Origin of the sequence: Paenibacillus peoriae, from assembly GCF_022531965.1 — a bacterium.
Lineage (GTDB): Bacteria > Bacillota > Bacilli > Paenibacillales > Paenibacillaceae > Paenibacillus > Paenibacillus polymyxa_D.
The window spans coordinates 5,229,369-5,252,015 of sequence record NZ_CP092831.1 but is presented as its reverse complement, the minus strand read 5'-3'; the positions used below and the strand labels follow the sequence as shown (position 1 = coordinate 5,252,015).

General features: G+C 39.7%; 24 protein-coding genes. All 24 read left to right on the top strand.

Features of this window, described 5'->3' with window-relative positions; all coding sequences use genetic code 11:
- Positions 1-4: 4 nt before the first annotated feature.
- Positions 5-727: a response regulator gene (locus MLD56_RS23220; RefSeq protein WP_007432713.1), complete on the top strand. Its 723-nt coding sequence runs from the start codon at positions 5-7 to the stop codon at positions 725-727.
- A 169-nt stretch (positions 728-896) separates the two neighbouring features.
- The gene (locus MLD56_RS23215; protein ID WP_029514594.1) at positions 897-1,337 is read left to right on the top strand and encodes a hypothetical protein; all 441 of its coding nucleotides are present in this window, start codon (positions 897-899) and stop codon (positions 1,335-1,337) included.
- Between the two features lie 200 nt (positions 1,338-1,537).
- Positions 1,538-3,655, top strand: a complete 2,118-nt coding sequence (locus tag MLD56_RS23210; RefSeq protein ID WP_029514593.1) for an ATP-dependent helicase ComFA — start codon at positions 1,538-1,540, stop codon at positions 3,653-3,655.
- An 86-nt stretch (positions 3,656-3,741) separates the two neighbouring features.
- Positions 3,742-4,569, top strand: coding sequence for a ComFC family protein (locus MLD56_RS23205; protein ID WP_241113434.1), 828 nt, complete (start codon positions 3,742-3,744; stop codon positions 4,567-4,569).
- Positions 4,570-4,952: 383 nt separating this feature from the next.
- A complete protein-coding gene (locus MLD56_RS23200) occupies positions 4,953-5,420 on the top strand; it encodes a LysM peptidoglycan-binding domain-containing protein (RefSeq protein ID WP_029514591.1) in 468 nt (155 codons plus the stop codon).
- Positions 5,421-6,167: 747 nt separating this feature from the next.
- On the top strand, positions 6,168-6,578 hold the full coding sequence (locus tag MLD56_RS23195) for a TIGR03826 family flagellar region protein (protein ID WP_029514590.1): 411 nt from the start codon (positions 6,168-6,170) through the stop codon (positions 6,576-6,578).
- Between the two features lie 196 nt (positions 6,579-6,774).
- Positions 6,775-7,050, top strand: coding sequence for a flagellar biosynthesis anti-sigma factor FlgM (gene flgM / locus MLD56_RS23190; RefSeq protein ID WP_029514589.1), 276 nt, complete (start codon positions 6,775-6,777; stop codon positions 7,048-7,050).
- A 10-nt stretch (positions 7,051-7,060) separates the two neighbouring features.
- Positions 7,061-7,561 carry a flagellar protein FlgN gene (locus MLD56_RS23185; RefSeq protein ID WP_029514588.1) on the top strand — a complete coding sequence of 167 codons (501 nt, stop codon included), beginning with the start codon at positions 7,061-7,063 and terminating at the stop codon, positions 7,559-7,561.
- Positions 7,562-7,579: 18 nt separating this feature from the next.
- Complete coding sequence (flgK, locus tag MLD56_RS23180) at positions 7,580-9,148, top strand: flagellar hook-associated protein FlgK (RefSeq protein WP_029514587.1); 1,569 nt, start codon at positions 7,580-7,582, stop codon at positions 9,146-9,148.
- Between the two features lie 62 nt (positions 9,149-9,210).
- On the top strand, positions 9,211-10,131 hold the full coding sequence (gene flgL / locus MLD56_RS23175; protein ID WP_029514586.1) for a flagellar hook-associated protein FlgL: 921 nt from the start codon (positions 9,211-9,213) through the stop codon (positions 10,129-10,131).
- A gap of 17 nt (positions 10,132-10,148) precedes the next feature.
- Positions 10,149-10,718, top strand: a complete 570-nt coding sequence (locus MLD56_RS23170) for a DUF6470 family protein (RefSeq protein ID WP_029514585.1) — start codon at positions 10,149-10,151, stop codon at positions 10,716-10,718.
- 93 nt (positions 10,719-10,811) lie between these two features.
- The gene (gene fliW, locus MLD56_RS23165; RefSeq protein WP_029514584.1) at positions 10,812-11,264 is read left to right on the top strand and encodes a flagellar assembly protein FliW; all 453 of its coding nucleotides are present in this window, start codon (positions 10,812-10,814) and stop codon (positions 11,262-11,264) included.
- Positions 11,265-11,266: 2 nt separating this feature from the next.
- On the top strand, positions 11,267-11,506 hold the full coding sequence (gene csrA / locus MLD56_RS23160; protein WP_029514583.1) for a carbon storage regulator CsrA: 240 nt from the start codon (positions 11,267-11,269) through the stop codon (positions 11,504-11,506).
- 151 nt (positions 11,507-11,657) lie between these two features.
- Positions 11,658-12,473, top strand: coding sequence for a flagellin N-terminal helical domain-containing protein (locus MLD56_RS23155; protein ID WP_029514582.1), 816 nt, complete (start codon positions 11,658-11,660; stop codon positions 12,471-12,473).
- Positions 12,474-12,644: 171 nt separating this feature from the next.
- Complete coding sequence (locus MLD56_RS23150; RefSeq protein WP_029514581.1) at positions 12,645-14,534, top strand: glycosyltransferase; 1,890 nt, start codon at positions 12,645-12,647, stop codon at positions 14,532-14,534.
- Positions 14,535-14,548: 14 nt separating this feature from the next.
- Positions 14,549-15,526, top strand: coding sequence for a Gfo/Idh/MocA family protein (locus MLD56_RS23145; protein ID WP_029514580.1), 978 nt, complete (start codon positions 14,549-14,551; stop codon positions 15,524-15,526).
- A complete protein-coding gene (locus MLD56_RS23140; protein WP_049816856.1) occupies positions 15,520-16,659 on the top strand; it encodes a DegT/DnrJ/EryC1/StrS family aminotransferase in 1,140 nt (379 codons plus the stop codon). The genes MLD56_RS23145 and MLD56_RS23140 overlap by 7 nt, the downstream gene beginning before the upstream one ends.
- A gap of 31 nt (positions 16,660-16,690) precedes the next feature.
- Positions 16,691-17,698: an LbetaH domain-containing protein gene (locus tag MLD56_RS23135; RefSeq protein WP_029514578.1), complete on the top strand. Its 1,008-nt coding sequence runs from the start codon at positions 16,691-16,693 to the stop codon at positions 17,696-17,698.
- 205 nt (positions 17,699-17,903) lie between these two features.
- Entirely contained in the window at positions 17,904-19,238 is a 1,335-nt protein-coding gene (locus tag MLD56_RS23130) for a hypothetical protein (RefSeq protein ID WP_241113433.1), read from the top strand.
- Between the two features lie 82 nt (positions 19,239-19,320).
- The gene (locus tag MLD56_RS23125) at positions 19,321-19,719 is read left to right on the top strand and encodes a flagellar protein FlaG (RefSeq protein WP_029514576.1); all 399 of its coding nucleotides are present in this window, start codon (positions 19,321-19,323) and stop codon (positions 19,717-19,719) included.
- 12 nt (positions 19,720-19,731) lie between these two features.
- Positions 19,732-21,231 (top strand): flagellar filament capping protein FliD, encoded by a 1,500-nt coding sequence (gene fliD, locus MLD56_RS23120; protein ID WP_029514575.1) that lies wholly within the window; start codon positions 19,732-19,734, stop codon positions 21,229-21,231.
- A gap of 20 nt (positions 21,232-21,251) precedes the next feature.
- Positions 21,252-21,644 (top strand): flagellar export chaperone FliS, encoded by a 393-nt coding sequence (fliS, locus tag MLD56_RS23115; RefSeq protein WP_029514574.1) that lies wholly within the window; start codon positions 21,252-21,254, stop codon positions 21,642-21,644.
- Between the two features lie 3 nt (positions 21,645-21,647).
- Entirely contained in the window at positions 21,648-21,986 is a 339-nt protein-coding gene (locus MLD56_RS23110) for a flagellar protein FliT (RefSeq protein WP_049816855.1), read from the top strand.
- A 353-nt stretch (positions 21,987-22,339) separates the two neighbouring features.
- A complete protein-coding gene (locus MLD56_RS23105; protein ID WP_013312263.1) occupies positions 22,340-22,537 on the top strand; it encodes a cold shock domain-containing protein in 198 nt (65 codons plus the stop codon).
- The last annotated feature ends 110 nt before the right edge of the window (positions 22,538-22,647 follow it).

The window sequence follows — 22,647 nt, the reverse complement described above, 5'->3', positions numbered from 1 at the left end:
CAACATGGAAAATCAGGAAATTAGCAATGCACCCATTAAAGTTCTCTTAGCGGACGATCATCAGTTGTTCCGTGAAGGGCTTAAACGTATTTTGAATATGGAGGACGACATTGAGGTCATCGGAGAATGTGGTGATGGTATTCAAGTGTTGGAATTCTGTAACGTAGAGAAACCGGATATTGTTCTGATGGACATTAATATGCCAATCGAAAATGGTGTAGAGGCAACTGAAAAACTGCGTGAGATGTTCCCGGATGTCAAAGTTATCATTTTATCCATTCATGATGATGAAAGCTATGTATTTGAGACGTTGCGCAAGGGAGCCAATGGTTATCTGTTAAAGGATATGGAGGCCGAGTCCCTCATTAATGCTATTCGTTCGGTTCATGAAGGCTATGCGTTTATCCATCCGAAGGTAACAGGTAAGCTCATTCAGCAACTCCGCCGGATGACCTACTTGAATGAAACAGGGGCTATGGCTGAAGGTCATACGAAGGAAGCCGGCGTGAAGTTTGTCGCAGGTGAAAATAATCCATTGACCCGTCGTGAAGCTGAAGTATTGCGTCTGATGGCTGAAGGTAAGAGCAACAAGATGATCGGTGAATATTTATTCATTAGTGAGAAAACGGTCAAAAACCATGTCAGCAGTATTTTGCAAAAAATGGAGGTTGATGACCGTACACAAGCAGTTATTAACTCAATCAAATATGGATGGGTTACGCTGTAAAGTGTAGTTTTTCCATGCATTAGACGATGCAGCTGCTAATAGATATGAATGCTGTACCGTCTTTTACTCCGGGCGATATGTCCGCTCATACAGAAACCCAGTACATAACCGTGACACCTCTTCCTGTTATACGGCATATATTGTCGCTATAGGAGGAGGTGGAACCCTCGTGACGGCTCACTTGGTTTGGATATTGCTTATATACGGCGTGGGGGCCGCTGTCGTGCATCTTATGTATATACGACAGGCGGTTCAGGCTTATCACAATGGCGAAGATTCATGCGCGATATCTCCAGGTCATCGCGCGATTCGCTATATTGTGATTACGTCCAATGACGGAGATCGTGTGGAATGGGTGATGCGTTCGTTGAACATACTTGCCTGGCTGCACCGGAGGCCGCTACATGTGACGGTACTGGATGATGAATCTATGGACGATACGCTACCGATTCTGACACGGCTAGTGCGCTATAGTCATATGGATGTTTCAGTCATTTCAAGTCGTTTTTCACCGGGGAACCCGGTTTTACCGAAGTCAGGCGGTGAAAAGCAGGTTGTTATTGATCTTAGAACAGTCAAGTCGTTGGCGGACGCTCCGCTTGTTCCTTAGCAACAGGGGATTGTGGACATCGTGGTCAAAATCGGATATAAATGTTTATAAACAGTTGCATAGGCAAGACAACAGGGATATCGTTGAGATCTACTTGATGTGAAGCACACTTCAGGCTATTAGCCACAGAAGTGTGCTTTTTTGCTGTTCTCTGGGGTGATAAGAACCCAAAAAGTAATGAATGGGGGGAGAAGGGGAAGGTGAAAATTGCAGTATATGCAGTGAGGTATAAGGGGAATTGGAATCTCCGATTATCTGTGGATATTCGAGTAGATATGACATGGTGGATGAATCCAGATGAGGGGCAGGGGAATGTTGTCGAAAGGTGGGTGTTATTAGGAGATGAGCTCCCCTTGTCCTGGGGAACAAAGCTGTGTGAAACATTTAAGGAATTAGTAGGTATGGAGCGATGGGGGAAACGGCAGTGGTGGGCTTATATTATCGCACAGCTAAAAAGTGAACTGGCTCTTGAACCTTTTGACGGAGAACGAATTTTATCTGGAAGAGTAGAGAATATATGCATTTGGGATCATGTACAAGGTTGGACTTCTCGCACAGAAAGTGGGGATGAGAGACGAGAAACAAAGGGAGTTTTACGTTCTATTCAAAAAAGGGACCTCGTCACGGGAATGGATGGATTGGAGAGGGAGTGTTTAACACGACAAGCGAATGAACTGGCTAATTTGTTGTCAGGACGCCAGTTACTCGTTCCAGAAGTCGAAGCGCTACTGGCAGAGGCAGCGCCAGGTTTGGAGCGTACTTGGCGATCCGCTGCACAACTTGCATATCTGCAAGGCCGACTCAGCTTTGCTACTGGCCTCGATCCAGCACCTCGCACGCGCTGGTCTGCCGCGCGTACGCATGAACTCCGCTGCAACCGTTGTGGCAGCGGGATAGTGCACCGCACGAGCTGCGCATCGTGCGGCCGTAAGGCGTGCGCCTACTGCGAGACATGTCTCGCACTTGGACGCAGCCGTGAATGCTCGCTGCTGCTGCGCGGTGCAGCGAAACCCGCGCTGCCGTGCACAGCAGGCATAGCCCCGGCGACGGAACTCGACCGCTGGGGGCTAAGCCCAGCGCAGCGTGCCGCCGCCGAAGCGGCGCTGCGCTTTTTAGCCGCACCGCACGGCGAAGTGCGGGGACATTTTCGCCCGGAAGGCCGTGGGCTCCGGGCGTTGTTCCGGCGCGGCATGGTTGCGCGCCGGGGATCAGAAGCTGCCTCTTCGCAGAGCAGCAACCTTGCCCGTAGCAGGCAGCCTTCGCCGAAACCTGGCGAAGGTGCGAGGCACAACGCTGCTGATCAGCAGGTGCCTGGTACTAAGGTAGAGCGTTTTTTGCTCTGGGCCGTAACGGGCGCAGGCAAGACGGAAATGATGTTTCCGCTCTTGCAATATGTGCTAGACCACGGAGGAACGGCACTTGTGGCAACACCACGCCGCGACGTGGTACTGGAGTTAGCCCCTCGTTTGGCCATTGCTTTTCCCGATGTGAGCATGGTGACGCTCTATGGGGGAAGCGCAGAACGCTGGCAAAGGGGACAGCTGACACTGGCAACGACACATCAGCTATTGCGTTATCGTCAAGCTTTTGATTTGGTTGTGATTGATGAGATTGACGCGTTTCCTTATCACAATGATCCTATGCTTGCCTTTGCTGCACGAGCAGTATGTAAGCCGAAGGGGAAGTTTATCTATTTGTCTGCTACACCACCGCAATCCTTGCAGAAAGAGGCTGCACGAGGTCTGCTGCCACACGCCAAGGTTCCCGTTCGTTTTCATCGTCATCCTCTACCTGTCCCATTTCGTTTGGGGGCTGCTTCAGTGCAACAATGGCTGCAAAAAGGTCGGCTTCCCGCATCCTTTATTCAACGCCTACGCGTATCCATACAACGTGGGGCACAGGTTTTCCTGTTTGTGACACGAATCTCACATATTCAGGGACTTGTGAAGCTGCTGATTAAACATTTGCCTTATGTACCTATTGCGGGCACCTCCTCACAGGATGAAGAAAGAACCGCTAAAGTACGCTTATTTCGAGCTACTGAAATACGTGTTCTGGTTACAACGACTATTTTGGAGCGAGGGGTAACTGTTCCACGGAGTGATGTGTACGTATTAGACGCGGACAGTAGTCTTTTTGATGAAGCCTCTCTTGTCCAAATGGCTGGTCGCGCGGGCAGGTCCAAGGATGACCCATGTGGAGTTGTTATTTTTACATCCCCCCAATGGACACGAGGTCAAAAAAGAGCAATTAGACAGATTAAACGTATGAATGAACTGGCTCGGAAAAGAGGATACCTGAAGGAGGCGAAGCACTAAATGCATTAAATAAAAAAAGTTTTTTTGGAAATGTGAAACCTGAAACAATGTCGGTACGTAAGCTACCAAGAAAGGTGCATTCTGATATGGGGATGATTCCAACAACCCGTCTATTTTTGAATTGGTTATTCCATCGCCAGTCCCAAACATGTATGGCTTGCGGCACTCTCACAGGTCGTTTTTCCGAATTCCCCGGGATTTGTACTTCTTGTTCACTTCAAATTCCTTGGGTTTACGATATTCGTTGTGTTTATTGTGGACGTCCAACGTCTTGCCCGGATTGCATAAGGCTTCACCGATTAGTACGTTACTATGTGTGCAATCGGAGTGCAACCAGCTATACACCAATGATGAGAGAATGGATTGGGCAGTTCAAATATCGCGGGAATGAAAAGTATGGTTCCCTGCTGGGTGAGATCATGAATCGAGCCTATCAGGCGATGAGGTATGAGTTTGCAGGTCTTAAACATTCTCGTTTCAAGCGATCTTTGTGGAGTGTGGATGTAGTGACCTGTGTTCCGGTAAGTGAGAAGAGGCTGTCAGAGCGAGGTTTCAATCAGGCTCGGATCTTGGCAGAAGAGATTGCTAAGCGGAATAAGCTCCCCTTCCTATCTTTACTTGCTCGTCCACAAGATACAGGCAAACAAAGCTTTAAATCAAAAAAGGAACGCATGAACACAATGAATAATGCGTTTTCTGTTCACCCCAATATGACAAATTTGCTGAAGTCTTTTATTTTAAAAGCTAAATCTCAATGTGTTACGGAAAATAAGCTTTCCGTTACCGTTTTGCTTGTTGATGATATTTATACAACGGGGAGCACATTGCAGGCGTGTGCACGTGTTTTGAGAGAAAAGGCATTAGAGCAAGGAATACATTTGACTATTTTTTGCCTGACCTTAGCAAGATCATAAGTCTAAATATCTGGTATTCCCCATAAATTTCGCTTGAAACTATGAAAAAAAGGTTATAATTCTCTTGAAAGAAGGGTTAAATGATAGAGCAAAAAGTCTTTTAAGCCGTACAATCAGCAGGATTTGACAACAAGCTAGAGAGAGGTATATAATAAAAAATATAGAGACAAACAAAAAGTAAGGAAGTGAGGGATGAAAACAGAATATTTCAATTTAGAGGTTGATTTTTTTGGAAAAGAGGAGTACAATTTCTATCTGTTGATAGCTAACATGATTGGTAATAAGTGATTAGCTAATGACTAAAGAGCGGACATTGGGAGTGTCTCGCTCAGTAGTAAAGCAGTTAATTAAAATTTAAAGCTAAAAAGAGGAGAGAATAAATCATGAAAAGCGTAATGAAAAAAGTAGCAGTATCTAGCATGTTGGCAGTTAGTTTAGGTGCAGTATCTTTGTTGAGTCCACTTGCAACAGGTCAAGTAATGGCGAAGTCCCACTCCGATGACGAAAAGCAACAATTGGAAGACCGAATCATGAGAGAACAACAAGAAGCAGCACAAAAAGCATTTGAAGCAAAAGTTTTTGGAACTGAAACTACTGAAAAAGCAGTAGCTACAACACCAGCTCAGCCAGCCACTGAGAACAACAATCAAGCAACAACCACAAAACCAGCAACGACTACAACTGAAACACCAGCAACTGTAAATACAATCACAGTAAATGTCCAAGAGGGCGAAACACTGGCTTCTATTGCTGAGAAATACGGTGTAACTGTTGAAGAATTGGTTAAAATTAACAACCTAGTTAAAGCAGGCCAAGAACTGCAAGTACCGCAAACAAAAACTAATAAATAATTATCATTATAAATGTATAATGAAGTATGTTTTTTAAACCAAGCGTTTGACTATAGTATACGGGAAGGCCTCTATTAAAACAATGCTTTTTTGAATAATTATTTGTGAAATAGCTTGTTTTTTTGGGTTGCAAATTTCCACTGGTGTATCTAGCTTGATTTCAGGTAGGTTATAAGTTGAGATGATGTTAGGTCCATGAGATTTATGAATACCCACACTCCATGTGCGGAGCATTCGTATGGGCGCCGTTCCCCCGGATTTACAGGGCTATCTTGATGTCATTCGGGGCACAGGTGAACATGAATTCTTCTAAGGATTGTTTCGCCCGGTTTTTCCCTCATCTTGATAATTAATTTCTACATTTACTCATATTCATATAGCTATTTTAATTTTATAATGAAGCGCTATTCCCGAAAACAACTGGAATGGCGCTTATTTTATTTTCTATCTAAAGTACGGAGCAATGTTTGACGATAAATAGACACAGACACTAGACTGAGTTATTAGCTTTCATGGGCTTTCTTTATTTTTATGTCATTGCATATTGATGCATATAGATGTAGAGAAACTTTTGCTGATGGGTCATTCTCTCTTATACTTTTAATATGATAACTTATAAGATGTGCAATTGTGTAAAATCTGAAAATCTCTTTTTGAAATATTTGCTAGACGAGGCTCTTCATTATAAGGTAATGTAAGGATAAAAGTAATTTAAAGATCGGAAATTGGAAAGGGGCGCTACAGAGGATGAATTTGGATAACTGTCCTCGATGTGGAAAGCTGTTTATTATGAACGTCAGGGGAATCTGCCAGAACTGTATTAAAGAAATTGAAATTGAATACGAACGCTGTGTCAAACATATACGTGAGAATAAGGGCATTCATATGCATGAGCTTTCGGAGGCTACTGAGGTATCCGTAAAGCAAATCACGACATTTATACGCGAGGGACGTATTTCCATTGCTAATGCACCTAATATGACGTATCCTTGCGAGGTATGTGGGATACCGATTCGTGCAGGACATATGTGCGATTCTTGTCGAACACGTCTGACTAAAGACCTGCATCAGGCTGTATCCGAAAGTAGTAATCAGGATCAAAGTAATAATATGGGCTCAGGTACCTACAGCGCGATTGATAAACTTCGTGGAAAGTAGTACAGGGGAATTAAAAACACATTCAGCTATTCAAAAAGTTTCAAATACCGCCGATAATCTTTATAGAGCTTATCGGTTTTTTTATTTTTAGCAACCATGCACAAAATAAAGAAGTGAGGCATAATACGAACCATGTTCGACGCTATGTCGTCTGATACATTCTGACCATATCAAATAACTAAGGAAGGTGGAAGTTATGAAAATTAACGAGACCAACCGCATCGGAGCTATTAATCCATACCAACGAAATATTGAAACAGGACGTCAAGAGGAGCTTAAGAAGTCTCGCCGCAAGGACGAGGTCTCGATTTCTCCGGAAGCGATGGAAATGCTGAACCGCAGCAGTGATGCAGATCGTGTTAAGAAAATTCAGGAGCTTAAGCAACAAGTAGCTTCGGGAACCTATCGTGTAGATGCCGATAAAATTGCAGATAAGCTGTTACCTTACTTCAAGCAGTCTTCCGAAAGCTAGGTGAAGGAATATGCCTTTAGAGCGTTTGATTGATGTGCTGGAGCAGCTAGATCAAAAGCATCTTATCTTATTAGAATTAGCTAAAAGTAAGAAAAAAATTGTTATGGAAAATGATATGGATAGCCTGGTTCAGCATTTGAATCAGGAATCCAGACTCCTTAAACAGGTGGAACAGCTAGAGGAAGCTCGTATGGAGTTTTCGTTTGAGCTTCTTCGTGAACGTGGTATTAAGTCTCAGCTTAACTTGACTATAACCGAGCTGGCACGCCTTGTTTTTGATCCTGAAGATAAGAACAAACTCCTCAGTGTCCAGAGCCGCTTATCCCACACTCTCTCAGAATTAAAGGAAATTAATGCAATCAATCAAAAGCTCATCGAGCAATCGTTGGTGTTTATTGATTACTCGTTAGATCTACTTGTAGGTCGTCCTAATCAGGAGATGACTTATATGCATCCAGATCAGAAAAGTAATCAACCTGCACGACCTGGATTGTTCGACACTAAGGCTTGATCCGAGGAGGAAAATAGAGTGCCATCCACATTTCATTCCATAGAAACAGCTAAAAGAAGCCTTTTTACACAAACGGCAGCTTTAAATACAACAGGACACAATATAGCTAATGCCAACACAGAAGGCTATACACGGCAAACGGTTAAGATGAGAGCTTCTATACCTATGGAGGCATATGGTATTAACCGTTCTAATGTGCCTGGTCAGTTGGGAACAGGTGTTGAATTTGATGCTATTGAACGCATTCGTGAGAAGTTCTTGGACAGTCAGTACCGCGGAGAAAATACTGAGCTGGGTAGTTGGACAATTAGAAGTAACACACTTGATAAGCTACAACAGATTATGAATGAGCCGTCTGATACAGGGATTCGCAAGGTTTTGGATAACTTTTATAAATCTTGGTCTGATTTAAGTAAAGACCCAGAAAGTGTAACCGCACGAACTATTGTTAAAGAAAATGCGCTTGCGTTGACTGATGCAATGAATCATATGAGTAAACAGTTAAGCAATCTATCTGCGGATTTAACCTCAAATGTGGAGGCTAAGTCTAGCGAGCTACAAAGTTATGTGAACTCCATAGCGGACCTGAATCAATCAATTACTAAAATTGAAGGCTTGGGAGATAACGCTAATGATCTACGTGACCAGCGTGATTTGATCGTCGATAAAATTTCGAAGATCGTTAATGTAACGGTAACTGATACTGATCAAGGCTACAACGTTAATATGGGTGGTCAAGCATTAGTAACTGGGTTTGCACCGACTACTGGTATTAACGGCGCTTTTTTACAAGCTGCTTTTGCTTCCAATGATTTGCAAGGAGGCGAAATACATGGAATGATCATTTCCAGAGATCAATTTGTAGCAGATTATACTGCACAAATGGATAACCTTGCTAATACATTGGCCAACGGTGATATTTCTGTAACGCTACCTAAAGGCTCAGTATTGCCAGAAGGCACTGTACTGAACGGAGTGACTTATACAGGGACCAATCGCACACTTCAATCGGATTTAACAGTTACGGTTAAAGGTCTTAATGGTTTGCATCAATTGGGTTATACCCAAGAGGATAAAGATGCTAACGGTAATATGGTTGCAGGTAAACCTTTTTTTGTAGCTTCAAATAATGGCGGGGCGATAACGGCAGGCAACATCACGTTAAATACTGCTATAGTAGATAATCCTAACGCCATTGCAGCATCCCTTCGTGTAACAGGCACTGCTCCTACTGAGGAATTGGTTAAAGGCAATAATACATTGGCGTCCCTCATGTCCAATTTGAAATTAAACAATTTCACTTCTGTTTCTACAGGGAACAAGGCTACTATTGATAGCTTTTTCAGTTCTATGGTTGGTCAGTTGGGTATAGAGGCTCAAGAGGCGACAAGACAGACACAAAACTCGACAGCCCTCGTATCTCAGGTTGAAACTATGCGCCAGTCTGTGAGTGGTGTTTCACTGGATGAAGAAATGTCCAATATGATCAAGTTTCAGCATGCCTACAGCGCCGCTGCTCGGTTTATGACCACATTCGATCAATTATTGGATAAATTAATTAACTCCACAGGTGTAGTGGGAAGATAAGGATGATTAAATATCTTGTGTTTTTATATACAGGTGGTATTTAGTTACGGAGGGGTGTAATTATGCGAGTTACTAACAATATGCTGAGCTCACAGCTTCTGCTGAATTTGAATCGAAATTCTGAGCGTATGAATAATACGCAAAACCAGATGGCGACTGGACGTAAACTGAACAAGCCCTCTGATGATCCTGTAGGGATTACGTATTCCTTAAGGTACAGGTCTGAATTGTCTTCAAATGAACAATACCAACGGAATGTGGACAGCGCAGTGTCTTGGCTTGATTTTAATGATACGGTCATGGATCAGGCAGGCCAAATTATGCAAAGAGTACGTGAACTTACAGTACAGGCCTCTACGGGAACTAATCCACAATCTGCGCTGGACAGCATCAATAAAGAAATTGGCCAGCTTAAGGAACAAATGATTGATGTTGTGAACAGCCAATTGAATGGGAAATATATATTCAACGGTCAAACCTACGACAAGAAGCCTTATGACCTCCCTTTGAATGCTGATAATACGCATGATACGTCTGGCGCAGCATCCATTGCTACGGATACAGGAAATGTTAATTTTATAGTGGGTGAAAATGTAGCTTTGCCCATTAACGTTACTGGTAATGAAGTCGTAGGAACAAGCACGGATGCCGATAATTTATTTACAATTTTTAATCAGCTATCTGCAGCTTTGGCAAGTGGTGATATTAAAGCGAGTGGGGATCAACTGGCCAATATTGATACGCGTATGGACAAAATGCTGAAAGTCCGGTCGGAAATGGGAGCTAAATCCAACCGTGTGGAGTTAATGCAAAGCCGATTGAGCGATCTGGAAGTAAACTTAACGGACTTGCAGTCTAAAACGGAGGATGCGGATTACGCTGAGCTTTTAATGAATTCCAAGATCCAAGAGAATATTTACAATGCTTCTTTGTCAGCTGGAGCTAAAATAATATCCGCATCATTGGTTGATTTCTTGAGATAGTCTAAGGAGGGGGAGAGATGTCCATCATTCCGACACTTCAGATCCGGCAAACTCCGGCTATCCTGCATATTGACGCAGACCCTGGGCAGTATTCGATTCGACAGCCCTCGGCAGATATGGAATTAACGACACGCCGTGCTCAACTGGAAATTCATCAGTATAAGCCACAGCTGACCATAGATCAAAGTGCAGCCTTCTCTGCCTATAACGGTGGCAATTACCTTGAGATGAATAATCGAATCTATTCAGGGGTGCCACAGATATTTTTACAAGCTCTTGCACATAAAGTGGAGCAAGGTAATCGGATGGCGGATATTCACATTCCTGGGAATACTATAGCCAATGTTTTTGGAGAGGATACTGAAACGCATGTGCTTCCTGAATTTAGGGGTCCAGCATCTATGGATAATGTTGATATTCATGTTGAAACGCGTGCACCTGATATTGCCTTTACACCTGCTGTATCGGAAATGCATGTGACCGTTAATCGTCCAGAAATTGAGTATACTCGGGGGAAACTGGAGATTTATATGCAGCAGTATCCATCAGTGGCCTATATTCCACCTGAAATTGATGTCGCGATGTAAAATAAGTTAAGGTTATAGAGGTTATTCAAGCCATCTATAGCCTTTTTTTTATAATAAAATGTATATATCTGATTAAATATTGGAGGAATATTAGTGATTATATCCACATCTATTTGGGGTGACATTGAAGTTAATGAAAAAGAAGTATATCGTTTTGAAAAAGGAATTCCGGGATTTGAGGAGACGACCGAGTTTGTGTTGCTTGATCAGGATGAGGCACCCTTTTACTATCTCCAGTCCCTTCAGCAGAAAGAACTATCTTTTGTCTTAGTGGATCCTTTTATTTTTTATCCTGAATATGAGTTTGAATTACCTGATAGTGAAACGGAAGAATTGGAGATTGAATCTAATTTAGTCGTACGCAGCATATTAACATTACATGAGCAGGTAGAAAGCTCAACGATCAATCTATTGGCACCTTTGGTATTCAATCCTGATAATAGGAAAGCCAAGCAGGTTGTTTTGCACCAGTCTCCGTATTCGACCAAGCATTCACTGCAACCCACTAAGGAAGACGAAACCATCCGTTCAAAGGAAGGTGAATAATCATGCTGGTACTTTCGCGTAAGAAAGGCGAGTCTATTATCATTCAGGATCACATTGAGGTGACGGTGCTCGGAGTAGAGGGAGATACAGTGCGTATAGGGATTTCGGCTCCCAAACAGATGGACATCTTTCGCAAAGAAATCTATTTATCCATTCAAGAGTCCAATCGTGAATCTGCTGCCCATACGCAGTCAAATTTGGATGCTTTGCGCAAGATGATAAATAAAAATAACGAAAAATAAAAAAAATCCTAAAATGCTATTAAAAGATCGACGAGAATGTCGATATATATAGTACAAGCTATTACGGAGGGGCGGCCGACTTCAACGAATAGCTGTAACAACAATAAACCACATGGATGTGGGACATTTACCTTCAGGGAGGAAATTTAAAATGATTATCAATCACAATATTGCTGCAATGAACACTCACCGTCAATTGAACGCGAACACTACTAACACAAACAAAGCAATCGAAAAGCTGTCTTCTGGTCTTCGTATTAACCGTGCTGGTGACGATGCTGCTGGTTTGGCAATTTCCGAAAAAATGCGTGGTCAAATCCGCGGTTTGGATATGGCATCCAAAAATGCTCAAGATGGCATTTCTTTGATCCAAACAGCTGAAGGCGCACTGAACGAAACACACAGCATTCTGCAACGTGTTCGTGAACTTGCTGTACAATCCTCGAATGATACGAACACTGATGATGATCGTAAAGAACTTCAAAAAGAAGTAGCTGAGTTGACAAAAGAAGTAACACGTATCTCCACAGATACTGAATTCAATACTAAAAAATTGCTGGATGGTGCTGGTATCAGTAGCGCAGTGTTCCACATTGGTGCTAATACAGGTCAAGCAATTACTTTGTCAATTGGAAACATGGGTGCTGCATCGTTAGGAATTGATGCAGTAAACATCGATACTCAAACAGGTGCTAACGCTGCAATTTCAACTTTGGATGCAGCTATTAAATCGGTATCTTCCGAGCGTGCTAAACTGGGTGCAAACCAAAACCGTTTGGAGCACACAATCAACAACTTGGGAACCACTTCCGAAAATCTGTCTGCTGCTGAATCCCGTGTTCGTGATGTAGACATGGCTAAAGAAATGATGAACCAAACGAAAAACAATATCCTTGCTCAAGCTTCCCAAGCTATGTTGGCACAAGCAAACCAACAACCGCAAGCAGTTCTTCAATTGCTTCGTTAAGTTTAATCGAAGAATTGGAAAGTCTATAATATCTTTCGACTATCGAAAACCCTCATCTTTTTTAAATGAGGGTTTTCTTTTTTTTATGCTCTCTAAACTAATTACTCATCTAAATATGACCGATATAAGGAGTAACGATAACTATTCTTTAGTGAGAGGAATTTCTGATATATGTATAAAACAGTTGCATTATGTATGATTGTAAAAAATGAGGAGCAGTATCTAAGGAGATGCCTAGATAGTGTTAAGGACAAAGTGGATCAAATTATAATCGTAGATACAGGTTCGACCGATGCGACGGTGGATATAGCGAAAGAATATACAAATGAAGTTTATAACTTTAAGTGGATTAATGATTTTTCTGCTGCGAGAAATGAAGCGATTAAATATGCGACATCAGATTATATTTTGATTATGGATGCAGATGAATATTTGGATGAGAGTTCAGACTTAAAAGCGGATGTAAGTTCAGAATGTGATTATTATTTTCTGAAAGTTCATAATTTTGTTTCTCAGGGCCAAAAAATAGAGCATACCTCTATACGAATTTTTGCAAATTTCAGGGGATTATTTTATCGAAATCGGCTGCATGAGCATCTAAATAATTTAGACGAGGATAAGAAGGCATTTACAAGCGGCTTTGGGAAATCGTATCTCTACCACACAGGTTACACAGATGAAATGATGCAAGATAGAGATAAACAAAAAAGAAACTTACCTTTAATGCTACAGGAAGTAAAGGAAAATCCCAATGCTTATAATTTGTTTAATATGGGCAGAACTTATAAGTGGGTTGGGGAGTATGAAAAGGCTATACAATATTTTAAAAAGGCATATCCATTAAGTACTAATTTGATTATTGTGTCTGATCTTTTGACCAATTTAAGTCATTGCTTAGTTTCTTTAAAAAGAGAGTTTGAGGCTTTACAAATACTTAATGATGCTACTGCTCTCTATTCTAATGAAACAGATCTACGTCACACCCAAGCACTAGTGTTCTCGGACGTTCATTACTATAAAGATGCTATAGCAGCTTTGAAAATTTGTTTACAACTCGGTGATCAAGGGATAACAATAACTGAGGGTAATGGGGGCTTCATGGCATATTATAGATTGGCAGAATTGCATGAGAAAAATTATCGCCTTTTGCTAAGCTATGAACACATCATTGAATGCGTTCGAATAAAAAAAGACTTTATAGCTGGAATTGCAAAATATTTTGAGATAGTGACCATGGCGAGTATCCCACTGACTGAAGTTTATCAGAACTTTAATCAGATATATCGTATCTCATCTGTTAAAGAGCTTAAAGTTTTACTTGAAGTGCTTTATGCTTTACGACACCCTTTATTGAACAGATATCTCAGTGACTATAAAATCAATCCCGAAGATAATGTTCTGGTGGTGGCAACTCAGTATGATAAGCAATACGACAAAGCAAGATTAATGTGGTTAGGAATGGAAAATATAGATGCGGAGAATGGTGAGGATATTTTGCTACTTGCACTAATTCTCAAGGATTCTGAGCTTTTCGAGTTATCCAGATCTTATTTGAATTTAAGTGTAAAAGAAGCAAAGATGCTTAGAAGCATTATTATGAATCACGAAATAGATACACCGAAACTTACAACATACTTGGAAAATATACTAGAAAAATCGGTTGATTGCTTGTTGGTACTCCAAGAGTATGAAATCTTCCAAAGTATTCTAGAGTATATTTGGTTGGGTTCTTTAGAACTTAAATATAATACTTTAGAAAAAATGATGAGGTATGGTTTTAATGAAGTAGCTATTGACCTTCTAGTTAAATTATTCGAAGTTAATCCTACTGATAAGAAAATAATAAGATTATTGGGAGATGCTTGTTTGAATTCTGGTTATCTGGAAGATGCACAGCTTCTTTATACAAAGTTATTAGATCTTTCCCCTGAATATAGCTCTTATGAAAGATGCTATCGTTTGTACGAGCAATTAGAAGATAAGGAAATGATGAAGAATATTATTGATAGTATCAAAAATAAATTTCCACTTTGTTTGTGGGTTCATGAAATAGCTGACTAAGGAAGGTGAGGGAAATGAAAGTTAGAGTTGCTGTCATTGGTACAGGTAATATGGGTCTTCATCATATACGGAATTTATACCATAATCCTAATGTGGATTTAGTTGGCGTGGTAGATATTGATGAGGAACGAATAAAGCAGGCGCAAAAATTGTTTAGTGTGGAAGGGTTCAAAGATTACAGAGAACTTCTAGGAAAAGTTGATGCAGTAAGCATAGTAACACCAACAAGTACGCATTATGAGATTGCTAAGTTTTTTCTTGCAAATCATGTGAATGTTCTTCTAGAAAAGCCCATTACTCAAGAGATCCGCGATGCTGAGATGCTTATTGAAATATCAGAGAAAACGGGAAGTCGACTGGCTATTGGCCATATAGAGCGTTTTAATCCTGTCATGACGGAATTGAAGCAGCTACTTAATGGTAAAAAGCCAGTTTTTATAGATATTCATCGGGAGAGCCCTTTTGATCCTCGAATCTTTGATACAGATGTGATATCTGATCTCATGATTCATGATATTGACTTAATATATTATTTGCTCAATGAACCTGTACAGGTTATATCTGCCCAGGGTGTATGTGTTCATTCTGATAGGAATGATTTAGTAAATGCACAACTTATAAGTCGAAGCGGTGTTCTTATTAGCATAACGACAAGCCGCGCTACTGAGCAAAAAATAAGGTCATGGAGAATCATTATGCCCGAGAAGTTAATTGAAGCAGATCTTTTAGAGCGTAAGCTTTATCTAACCCGTAGAACATCAGTAGGAGTGGACTTATTTCAAACAGGCTTTGATCACAAATATACACAGGAGCAGATTACTGCGAAAGTCTTAGTTGCTAATCATGAGCCATTGCACATGGAAATAAATGATTTTATTAAATCTATACAAACTGGGGTTGCCCCCCAAACTGGCGGAACTGAAGGGCTTCAAGCCTTGAAAATAGTAAAAGAAATTCAAAAAGCGACAACAGGAGTTTCAAAATCGTGGTAATCACAAGAACAGGAGCTGAATATAACGATATGAGACACATTTCCATAGCAAAGCCATCGATAGGAACAGAAGAAATTGAAGCCGTAACTCGAGTTTTGGAAAGTGGACAGTTAGCTCAGGGAGAGACGGTTTACCAATTTGAGAGAGAGTTTTCAGAGCATTTTGGTTATACAGGATCAGCAGCGGTTGCCAATGGTACTGCAGCTTTGCATGTTGCTCTATTGGCTGCAGGTGTAAAGCCAGGAGATAAGGTTCTAACTACTCCATTCACCTTTGTAGCAACTAGTAATGCTATATTATATTGCAATGCAGTCCCTGTTTTTGTAGATGTAGACGAGGCCAGTTTTAATATTTCACCGGAAGCTATACGTAAGGCAGCCAATGATTTCCCCGAGGCAAGATATCTTGTGCTTGTTCATTTGTTTGGACAATCTTGCGAAATGGACAAAATAGTTGAAATAGCTAATGAATTTAATCTAACCATTATTGAAGATTGTGCTCAAGCGCATGGGGCAACTTATCAATCCAAGCCAGTAGGTACATTTGGATGTGGTGGCACGTTTAGCTTTTATCCTACCAAGAACATGTCTACTGGGGAGGGGGGAATGATTGTTTCTCAGGATACACAGTTCTTGGATACTAGTAAATTGCTAATCAATCATGGTTCAAAACAAAGATACGTACATGAAGTACTTGGCTATAATTATAGAATGACTAATATTGCGGCAGCTATCGGTATTGAGCAACTCAAGAAAATTGATCAAATGAATTCTGCTCGAAGAAAAAATGCGGAATATTATTTCTCCAATATACACAACAATCTGGTTACGTTACCATTTGTTCATAAGTATTCACATCATGTGTTTCATCAATTCACAATAACGACTACCTATAGAGATCAACTCGTAAGCTATTTAACTGAAAAAGGAATTGGGACGGGCATTCATTATCAATTACCGGTCCATAAGCAAACGCACATAAAAGAGTACCTGGCATCTGTTAAACAAAAGCAGTATTCATGTCCTACAGCAGATAAACTATCAGAGCAGGTTCTGTCTATTCCTGTGAGCCCTGCGCTGTCCATGGAAGACCTTGAGTATGTGGTTCAGACAATTAATAACTTTTCTGTATAACTGAAATTTAGCATTGGTAGGGTGATCTTAAATGGAATTTGAATTACGTATGGACCCCATATTGTTATCTTCTATAGCAGAACAATTTAATTGTAGAGTTTTAGGAGACGATATTCTTATCTCGAGATTTGGTAATTTATCTAGTAGGACAAATATGCCTCAAATGCAGCTAAGTTATACTACTTCTGAAATGTATACAGAACAATTTAATAAATCTAATATTGGAGCCTGCATTGTTCATAGCTCCTTTGTAAAGTTGAAATCATGTAGTTCATTAAAAAGTTATTTAATAACTGATGAGCATCCTGAGCAGTTGTTCTATCGTATTTTCATGTATTTTGTTCATGAAAATAACTTTCAAGTTGTAGAAGAACGAAGAGGAGCTAATATTGTGCTAGCAAAGACAGCGGTGATTGGAGAATCAGTCGCTATTGGGAATGATTGTATAATAATGGATAACGTAGTTATCATGCCTAACACTATTTTGGGTGATCGAGTCGTTATAAAGCCTAATACAGTTATAGGTGGAAATGGATTTCAAGTGAAAGATATAGGTGGGAAGAGGAAAGTTATTCCCCATGTGGGTGGTGTCTATATCTTTGATGATGTTGAAATTGGATCATGTGTGACGATCGATAAAGGTCTGTTTGGAGAGTTCACAACAATTGGTAGTGAAGTAAAAATAGATAATCATGTATATATAGCACATTCTACATGTATTGGTAAGAGGACGTTGATTGCTGGGGGAGTGGTGGTAGCAGGAGGGGTATCTATAGGTACGAGTGTATGGTTGGGTATACAGGCTTCAGTAAACCAACTTTTGACTATTGGGGATTATAGCTATGCAGGAGCTCATGCAGCTATAGTGAGGTCAGTGAGAGCACATCAGAAGATAGTTGGTGTCCCTGCAAGAGCAATCGGATGGCTATGTAGTTGTGGAAATGATTTATATCTAGCAAAAGAACCTTCAGTCTGGATTTGTCCCCAGTGTGAAAGTCACTATATGTTGAATGATAGTGGAAATATGAATAAACAATAGAACCTGCAAGTTAAAGAATGGGAAAGTCTTAAGGAGATGAAAGACTATTATTACAAAAAACGGAATAGGTATAATCGATTACTATAGCGATATTGAGAAGCTAAATGTACTTAGAAATGAAATGGTTGGACTGAGCAGTGATGAAGAAATATTTAGTTGTATTAACATCCTGGTGGAATTCATTATTGGAAGCCAAAAATATTTAATGTATCAAGAGTTCGAACAACTAACAGAGAGGGTCACTACATTTATTGAGTATTGTAATGGTGAGTATACACGAGAAGAAATGATTTCACTATATCAAGGAGTTATATTTAAGTGCAGTGAGTTTTATCAAGTTCTAGAAAATCAACGTCGAATCAATATTTATTTTTTAGGACAGGATGATCAAAATATTATAAGCGAATGTTTTCATGAAGAAAATACAGTATTTAAAGGGCACTTCTCAAATGATAAAAGTTCATTGACTTTTTTAAAGGAATTGGTTGAGAAGAGAGAGGTCAAATATCATGTTTTGATTGAAAATGTGGATGGTGTAGGTGAAGAACTAGCTGGTTTGCTAGCTAGTTTTGACGAAGTCATTAGTTATAAAAAATTGGTCCAGGAATTTATTAGTAATTTTGTGAGTCGGAAATATTATAGTAATTATGACTATTACTATTTATCTAAGAATATGAAGAAAGATACGGATTCAGAAATTTTAGCAGCAGGATCGTCTTATTCAATGTTTGGGCTTAGTGAAAGTAGTTTTAGTAAAAGTGTTCTGAATTTGTCTCTTGCTTCTCAGGATCTTTATTATAGTCATAAAATCGTAAAAGAGGCCTTAAAGTATAGTCGAAATATTAAATACTGTATTATAGGTATGTCCTACTACAGTTTTCACTTTGATTTATCCAGAAGTAAAAAAGAAGCTGAAAAAAGGATTAACAGGGTTTATTATCCTATTTTTAAGGATTCCCACCATTTCGAAGTAATTGATAGTGCCACCTCAACTGATATGAATTTTGATGATAACAACCTAAGCTTTTTATATCATATTATATTCAATAAAATAAAATTAGACCAAACTATTGTTGATGCAGTAATTGTACACGATTCATACTTTAATAATAATATTAACAGAGAATTGTTCAGCTTACTCGGAAATATTAGATTAGAGGACATGGAGCTATTGCAAAAGATAGAAGTAGGTCAACAAAGAGCAGAACAACATAATCAATTATTAGTCCATAATGAGACTGTAAAAGAGAATACTAATGTTTTGGAAAATCTCATCAATTATTTAAGCGAAGAAAGGATAACTCCTATCGTTGTGGTGTTCCCTGCGACGGAATATTACCAAAACTTTTTTGATCCCGAATTTAAGGCTGTTTTCTATGAAGTTATGAATAGTCTGGCTAATACACACAAGTTTAAGTTAGTCGATTTATTTGATTCAGATGACTTTGTTGAATCTGACTTTTTAGATATGGACCACCTTAATGAAAAGGGAGCTGTTAAAGTTACTAATATGCTGAATAGAGTATTAGATAGTCTTTAATATACTATTATAGTTTTATATTCTTCACAATATACTCTAAACAACCGATAAAATAATAAATAGGCCATCGGAGGTTGGAAGAATGAATCTACAATTTTCGGTTTCAACGAATCAGATGAGTGGACAGGCGAACGGTGTGTCTCAAAGTAGTGAAGGTTTCACTACTGGTAACAAAACAATTGAATCATTAGTAACTGCTATAAAAAGTGGGTCAGCTTTAACTAAATTGGAGCAGCAGGGGGTTGCTATTCCTCTTGGAGAAGAGCAACTTATTCGTGCTATAGACCGTGCAGTTAAAGCTCTTCAGGGACCTACAACCACGTTAGAAATGAGTGTACATGAGAAAACACATCAGATCTTGGTCAAAGTTCTCAATAAAGACACAGGCGAATTGATTCGAGAAATCCCTCCTGAAAAGACCCTTGATTTAGTAGCTAAGATGATGGAAATTGCAGGGATTCTCATAGATGAAAAAGTATAAGGAGGAAATAAAATGCGTATAAACGGTTTCTCGGGAATGGATATAGATAGTATGGTCACCTCGTTAATGACCGCGAAGAAGTCTCCATTAAATAAGCTGAACCAGCAGAAGCAGACATTAGAGTGGACGCGTGATAGTTACCGTGAGTTAAATACTAAAATTGTACAATTTAGATCCAAATTATCCGACATGGGTAAGTCAGAGGCGTTGAACACTCAGAAAGCAACGTTAACTGGTAATACAACGGCTATTAAAGCGGAAGCTAATGCTGATGCTAGCTCTACACCTATGTCTGTAGTCGTTAACAAGTTAGCAACAAAGTCCAATATGCAGACCTCTACAGGCCTACGTACGGCGGGCAGCAGTACGGCAGATGCCACTAAAAATACCACATTGGAGCAAATTGCAGGGGGCAGTGCGTCAGATACTTATGAGTTAAATATCAATGATAAAACAATCACTTTTCTTAAAACCGATACGATATCTGCGGTGATGGGCCGCATCAATTCAGAAGGGGCGAATGTAACAGCGACTTTTGATGAAATCAGTGGTAAGTTCTCCATTACAGCTAAAGATTATGGGGATAAAAATAATATTAAATTAACTGGTGCCGATAAGCAGGTTAAAAGCAGTACGCTTATGGATTTATTCCAAATTAGTTCTACAGATGTAAAGGCGGCTGAAAAAGGGGAAGTTATAGTAACGAATACTGCAGATTCGAGTTCTAAAACTTATAATCCTGATAACAACTCCCTTGTCGTTAATGGAGTGTCACTGACTCTGTTAGAGACTACTGGAACTACTGGACCAGCTAAAATCACAACACAATCAGATCCAACAAAAGCTATGGAGACCATTAAATCTTTTGTGGATACTTATAATGACCTACTAAGTACATTTAATACGAAACTAAGTGAACAAAAGTATCGCGATTTTCCTCCACTGACAGCCGATCAAAGGAAAGACATGAAGGAAGATGAAATTAAGCAGTGGGAAGAAAAGGCGAAAAGTGGTCTCCTCAAAAATGATACGATTTTAAGTTCTGCTGTCTCTTCTATGCGAATGATTATTTCTAGTAAATTAGGCGATTTAAGTTCGGTTGGTATTACAACAGGCCAATATTACGAGAATGGTAAATTACAAATTAATGAAGAGAAGTTGAAGGCAGCTTTGACAACAGATCCTGATAAGGTTATGAATATATTCAAAGGGTCGTCTGCTGATATAAACAGCAAGCCCATCTTTAGCGAGTTGAGAAGTAAGCTTGATACTACGTTAGACATGTTTGTAAAAAAAGCAGGTACATCAAAATTTGATACAAATGCTAGTATGACCTTAAAGGCTGACAGTATAATGGGTAAGCAGCTTAAAAACTATAACAGCGATATTAAAGAGATGACCAAAAAACTTGCTGATGCAGAAACACGCTATTACAAGCAGTTTTCGGCTATGGAATCGGCCATGAGCAAGTACCAGTCGCAGTCGTCCAGTTTGACAAGCTTTTTACAATAGTCTAGAAAAGGGTGATTCGTTTGATCTCATCTCCTTATGAAAAATATAAACAGTCTTCGGTGCAGACATCTACTCCGGGGCAGCTCATTATTATGTTATATGATGGTGCCATTCGCTTTGTAAAGGCCGGTCTTGAAGGAATATCATCCAATGATATTGCTAAAGCAAACATAAACCTGGGCAAAGCACAAACCATTATTAGTGAGCTAATGTCCACGTTAAACTACTCGTATGACATTTCTAAAAATTTATATGCTTTATATGAGTATATGAACTATTTATTGATTCAAACGAATATCAAGAAAAGGGTTGAGTCAGGTGAAGAAGTCCTGGGTTATCTGCAAGAATTACGTGAAACTTGGATTGCAGTGAACAAGCTAACGGCAGGTATGTCATTGTCAACGGAACAGTAAGCTATGATAAATGACGCTTTATCTCAATTAGAGCAACTAACCCAACAATTCATACTTCGACTGAATGAGACAAATTACGAGGAAGTTGATATTTTTGTCGAAGTTCGTCAAATGAAGGTGGATAAACTGCTAGGTGTCTTGAAAAATACGCCTATGACAGCGGAGCAAAAACAAAAATTAGAGTTTATTCTAAGCCACGATGCAATAATTGATCAGCATATGCAATCGCTAAAACAGGAAGCCCAAAATTGGCTTATCCAAAGAAATATAGCTAAATCGCAACGCAATGCTTATGAATCTTACTATACGCCTGATAGCTTTCTGATGGATCGTAGGAAATAAATTTAAAAAGCTCTCGCCCAACACGTTATTTTGTGTGGACGAGAGCTTTTTAACATTTGGAAAGCCACTAATTGAGTTTAAACGAAAAGAAAGACCTATACAAAAAAATCTATCAATTTATTGTTTCAGGCACTAAAATATAGTTTAAAACATGATCAGTAAGTCTACTTTAAGTTCAAGTTCTCATAGTTCAAGGAACAAAGTTGTTGACTATTTACCCATTGTATTATATATGGAATAACTATACATGAAAACATTATCAATTCCAATTGACAATGGATAACTTTGGATGGTATAGTCGGAAATGTGGGCGAGAGCTTCACTTCATTTGATGACGAAGGGAATGTTAGTGCATGCAAGGTAAAGTAAAATGGTTTAACGCAGAAAAAGGTTATGGTTTCATTGAAACGTCTGACGGCGGCGACGTATTTGTACATTTTTCCGCAATTCAAACAGAAGGCTTCAAAACACTTGAAGAAGGACAAGACGTGGAGTTCGACATTGTCGAAGGCGCACGTGGACCACAAGCCGCTAACGTAACCAAATTATAATCATCCCCGGCATAGCCGACCTACATAATTGGTAAGATGGTTAGCAATGGATAACGCGCTAGCACTGCCCTGGAATTTATTCCAGGGCTTTTTTATGTTTTCTAATTACA

What these genes read in the sequence shown, in the direction of transcription:
- MLD56_RS23105 (WP_013312263.1), top strand. Translation starts at nt 22,340, where the DNA reads ATGCAAGGTAAAGTAAAATGGTTTAACGCAGAAAAAGGTTATGGTTTC.
- flgM (WP_029514589.1), top strand. Translation starts at nt 6,775, where the DNA reads ATGAAAATTAACGAGACCAACCGCATCGGAGCTATTAATCCATACCAA.
- MLD56_RS23150 (WP_029514581.1), top strand. Translation starts at nt 12,645, where the DNA reads ATGTATAAAACAGTTGCATTATGTATGATTGTAAAAAATGAGGAGCAG.
- MLD56_RS23205 (WP_241113434.1), top strand. Translation starts at nt 3,742, where the DNA reads ATGGGGATGATTCCAACAACCCGTCTATTTTTGAATTGGTTATTCCAT.
- MLD56_RS23185 (WP_029514588.1), top strand. Translation starts at nt 7,061, where the DNA reads ATGCCTTTAGAGCGTTTGATTGATGTGCTGGAGCAGCTAGATCAAAAG.
- MLD56_RS23110 (WP_049816855.1), top strand. Translation starts at nt 21,648, where the DNA reads ATGATAAATGACGCTTTATCTCAATTAGAGCAACTAACCCAACAATTC.
- MLD56_RS23170 (WP_029514585.1), top strand. Translation starts at nt 10,149, where the DNA reads ATGTCCATCATTCCGACACTTCAGATCCGGCAAACTCCGGCTATCCTG.
- MLD56_RS23145 (WP_029514580.1), top strand. Translation starts at nt 14,549, where the DNA reads ATGAAAGTTAGAGTTGCTGTCATTGGTACAGGTAATATGGGTCTTCAT.
- MLD56_RS23130 (WP_241113433.1), top strand. Translation starts at nt 17,904, where the DNA reads ATGTATCAAGAGTTCGAACAACTAACAGAGAGGGTCACTACATTTATT.
- MLD56_RS23155 (WP_029514582.1), top strand. Translation starts at nt 11,658, where the DNA reads ATGATTATCAATCACAATATTGCTGCAATGAACACTCACCGTCAATTG.
- MLD56_RS23200 (WP_029514591.1), top strand. Translation starts at nt 4,953, where the DNA reads ATGAAAAGCGTAATGAAAAAAGTAGCAGTATCTAGCATGTTGGCAGTT.
- fliD (WP_029514575.1), top strand. Translation starts at nt 19,732, where the DNA reads ATGCGTATAAACGGTTTCTCGGGAATGGATATAGATAGTATGGTCACC.
- MLD56_RS23195 (WP_029514590.1), top strand. Translation starts at nt 6,168, where the DNA reads ATGAATTTGGATAACTGTCCTCGATGTGGAAAGCTGTTTATTATGAAC.
- MLD56_RS23135 (WP_029514578.1), top strand. Translation starts at nt 16,691, where the DNA reads ATGGAATTTGAATTACGTATGGACCCCATATTGTTATCTTCTATAGCA.
- csrA (WP_029514583.1), top strand. Translation starts at nt 11,267, where the DNA reads ATGCTGGTACTTTCGCGTAAGAAAGGCGAGTCTATTATCATTCAGGAT.
- MLD56_RS23125 (WP_029514576.1), top strand. Translation starts at nt 19,321, where the DNA reads ATGAATCTACAATTTTCGGTTTCAACGAATCAGATGAGTGGACAGGCG.
- MLD56_RS23220 (WP_007432713.1), top strand. Translation starts at nt 5, where the DNA reads ATGGAAAATCAGGAAATTAGCAATGCACCCATTAAAGTTCTCTTAGCG.
- flgL (WP_029514586.1), top strand. Translation starts at nt 9,211, where the DNA reads ATGCGAGTTACTAACAATATGCTGAGCTCACAGCTTCTGCTGAATTTG.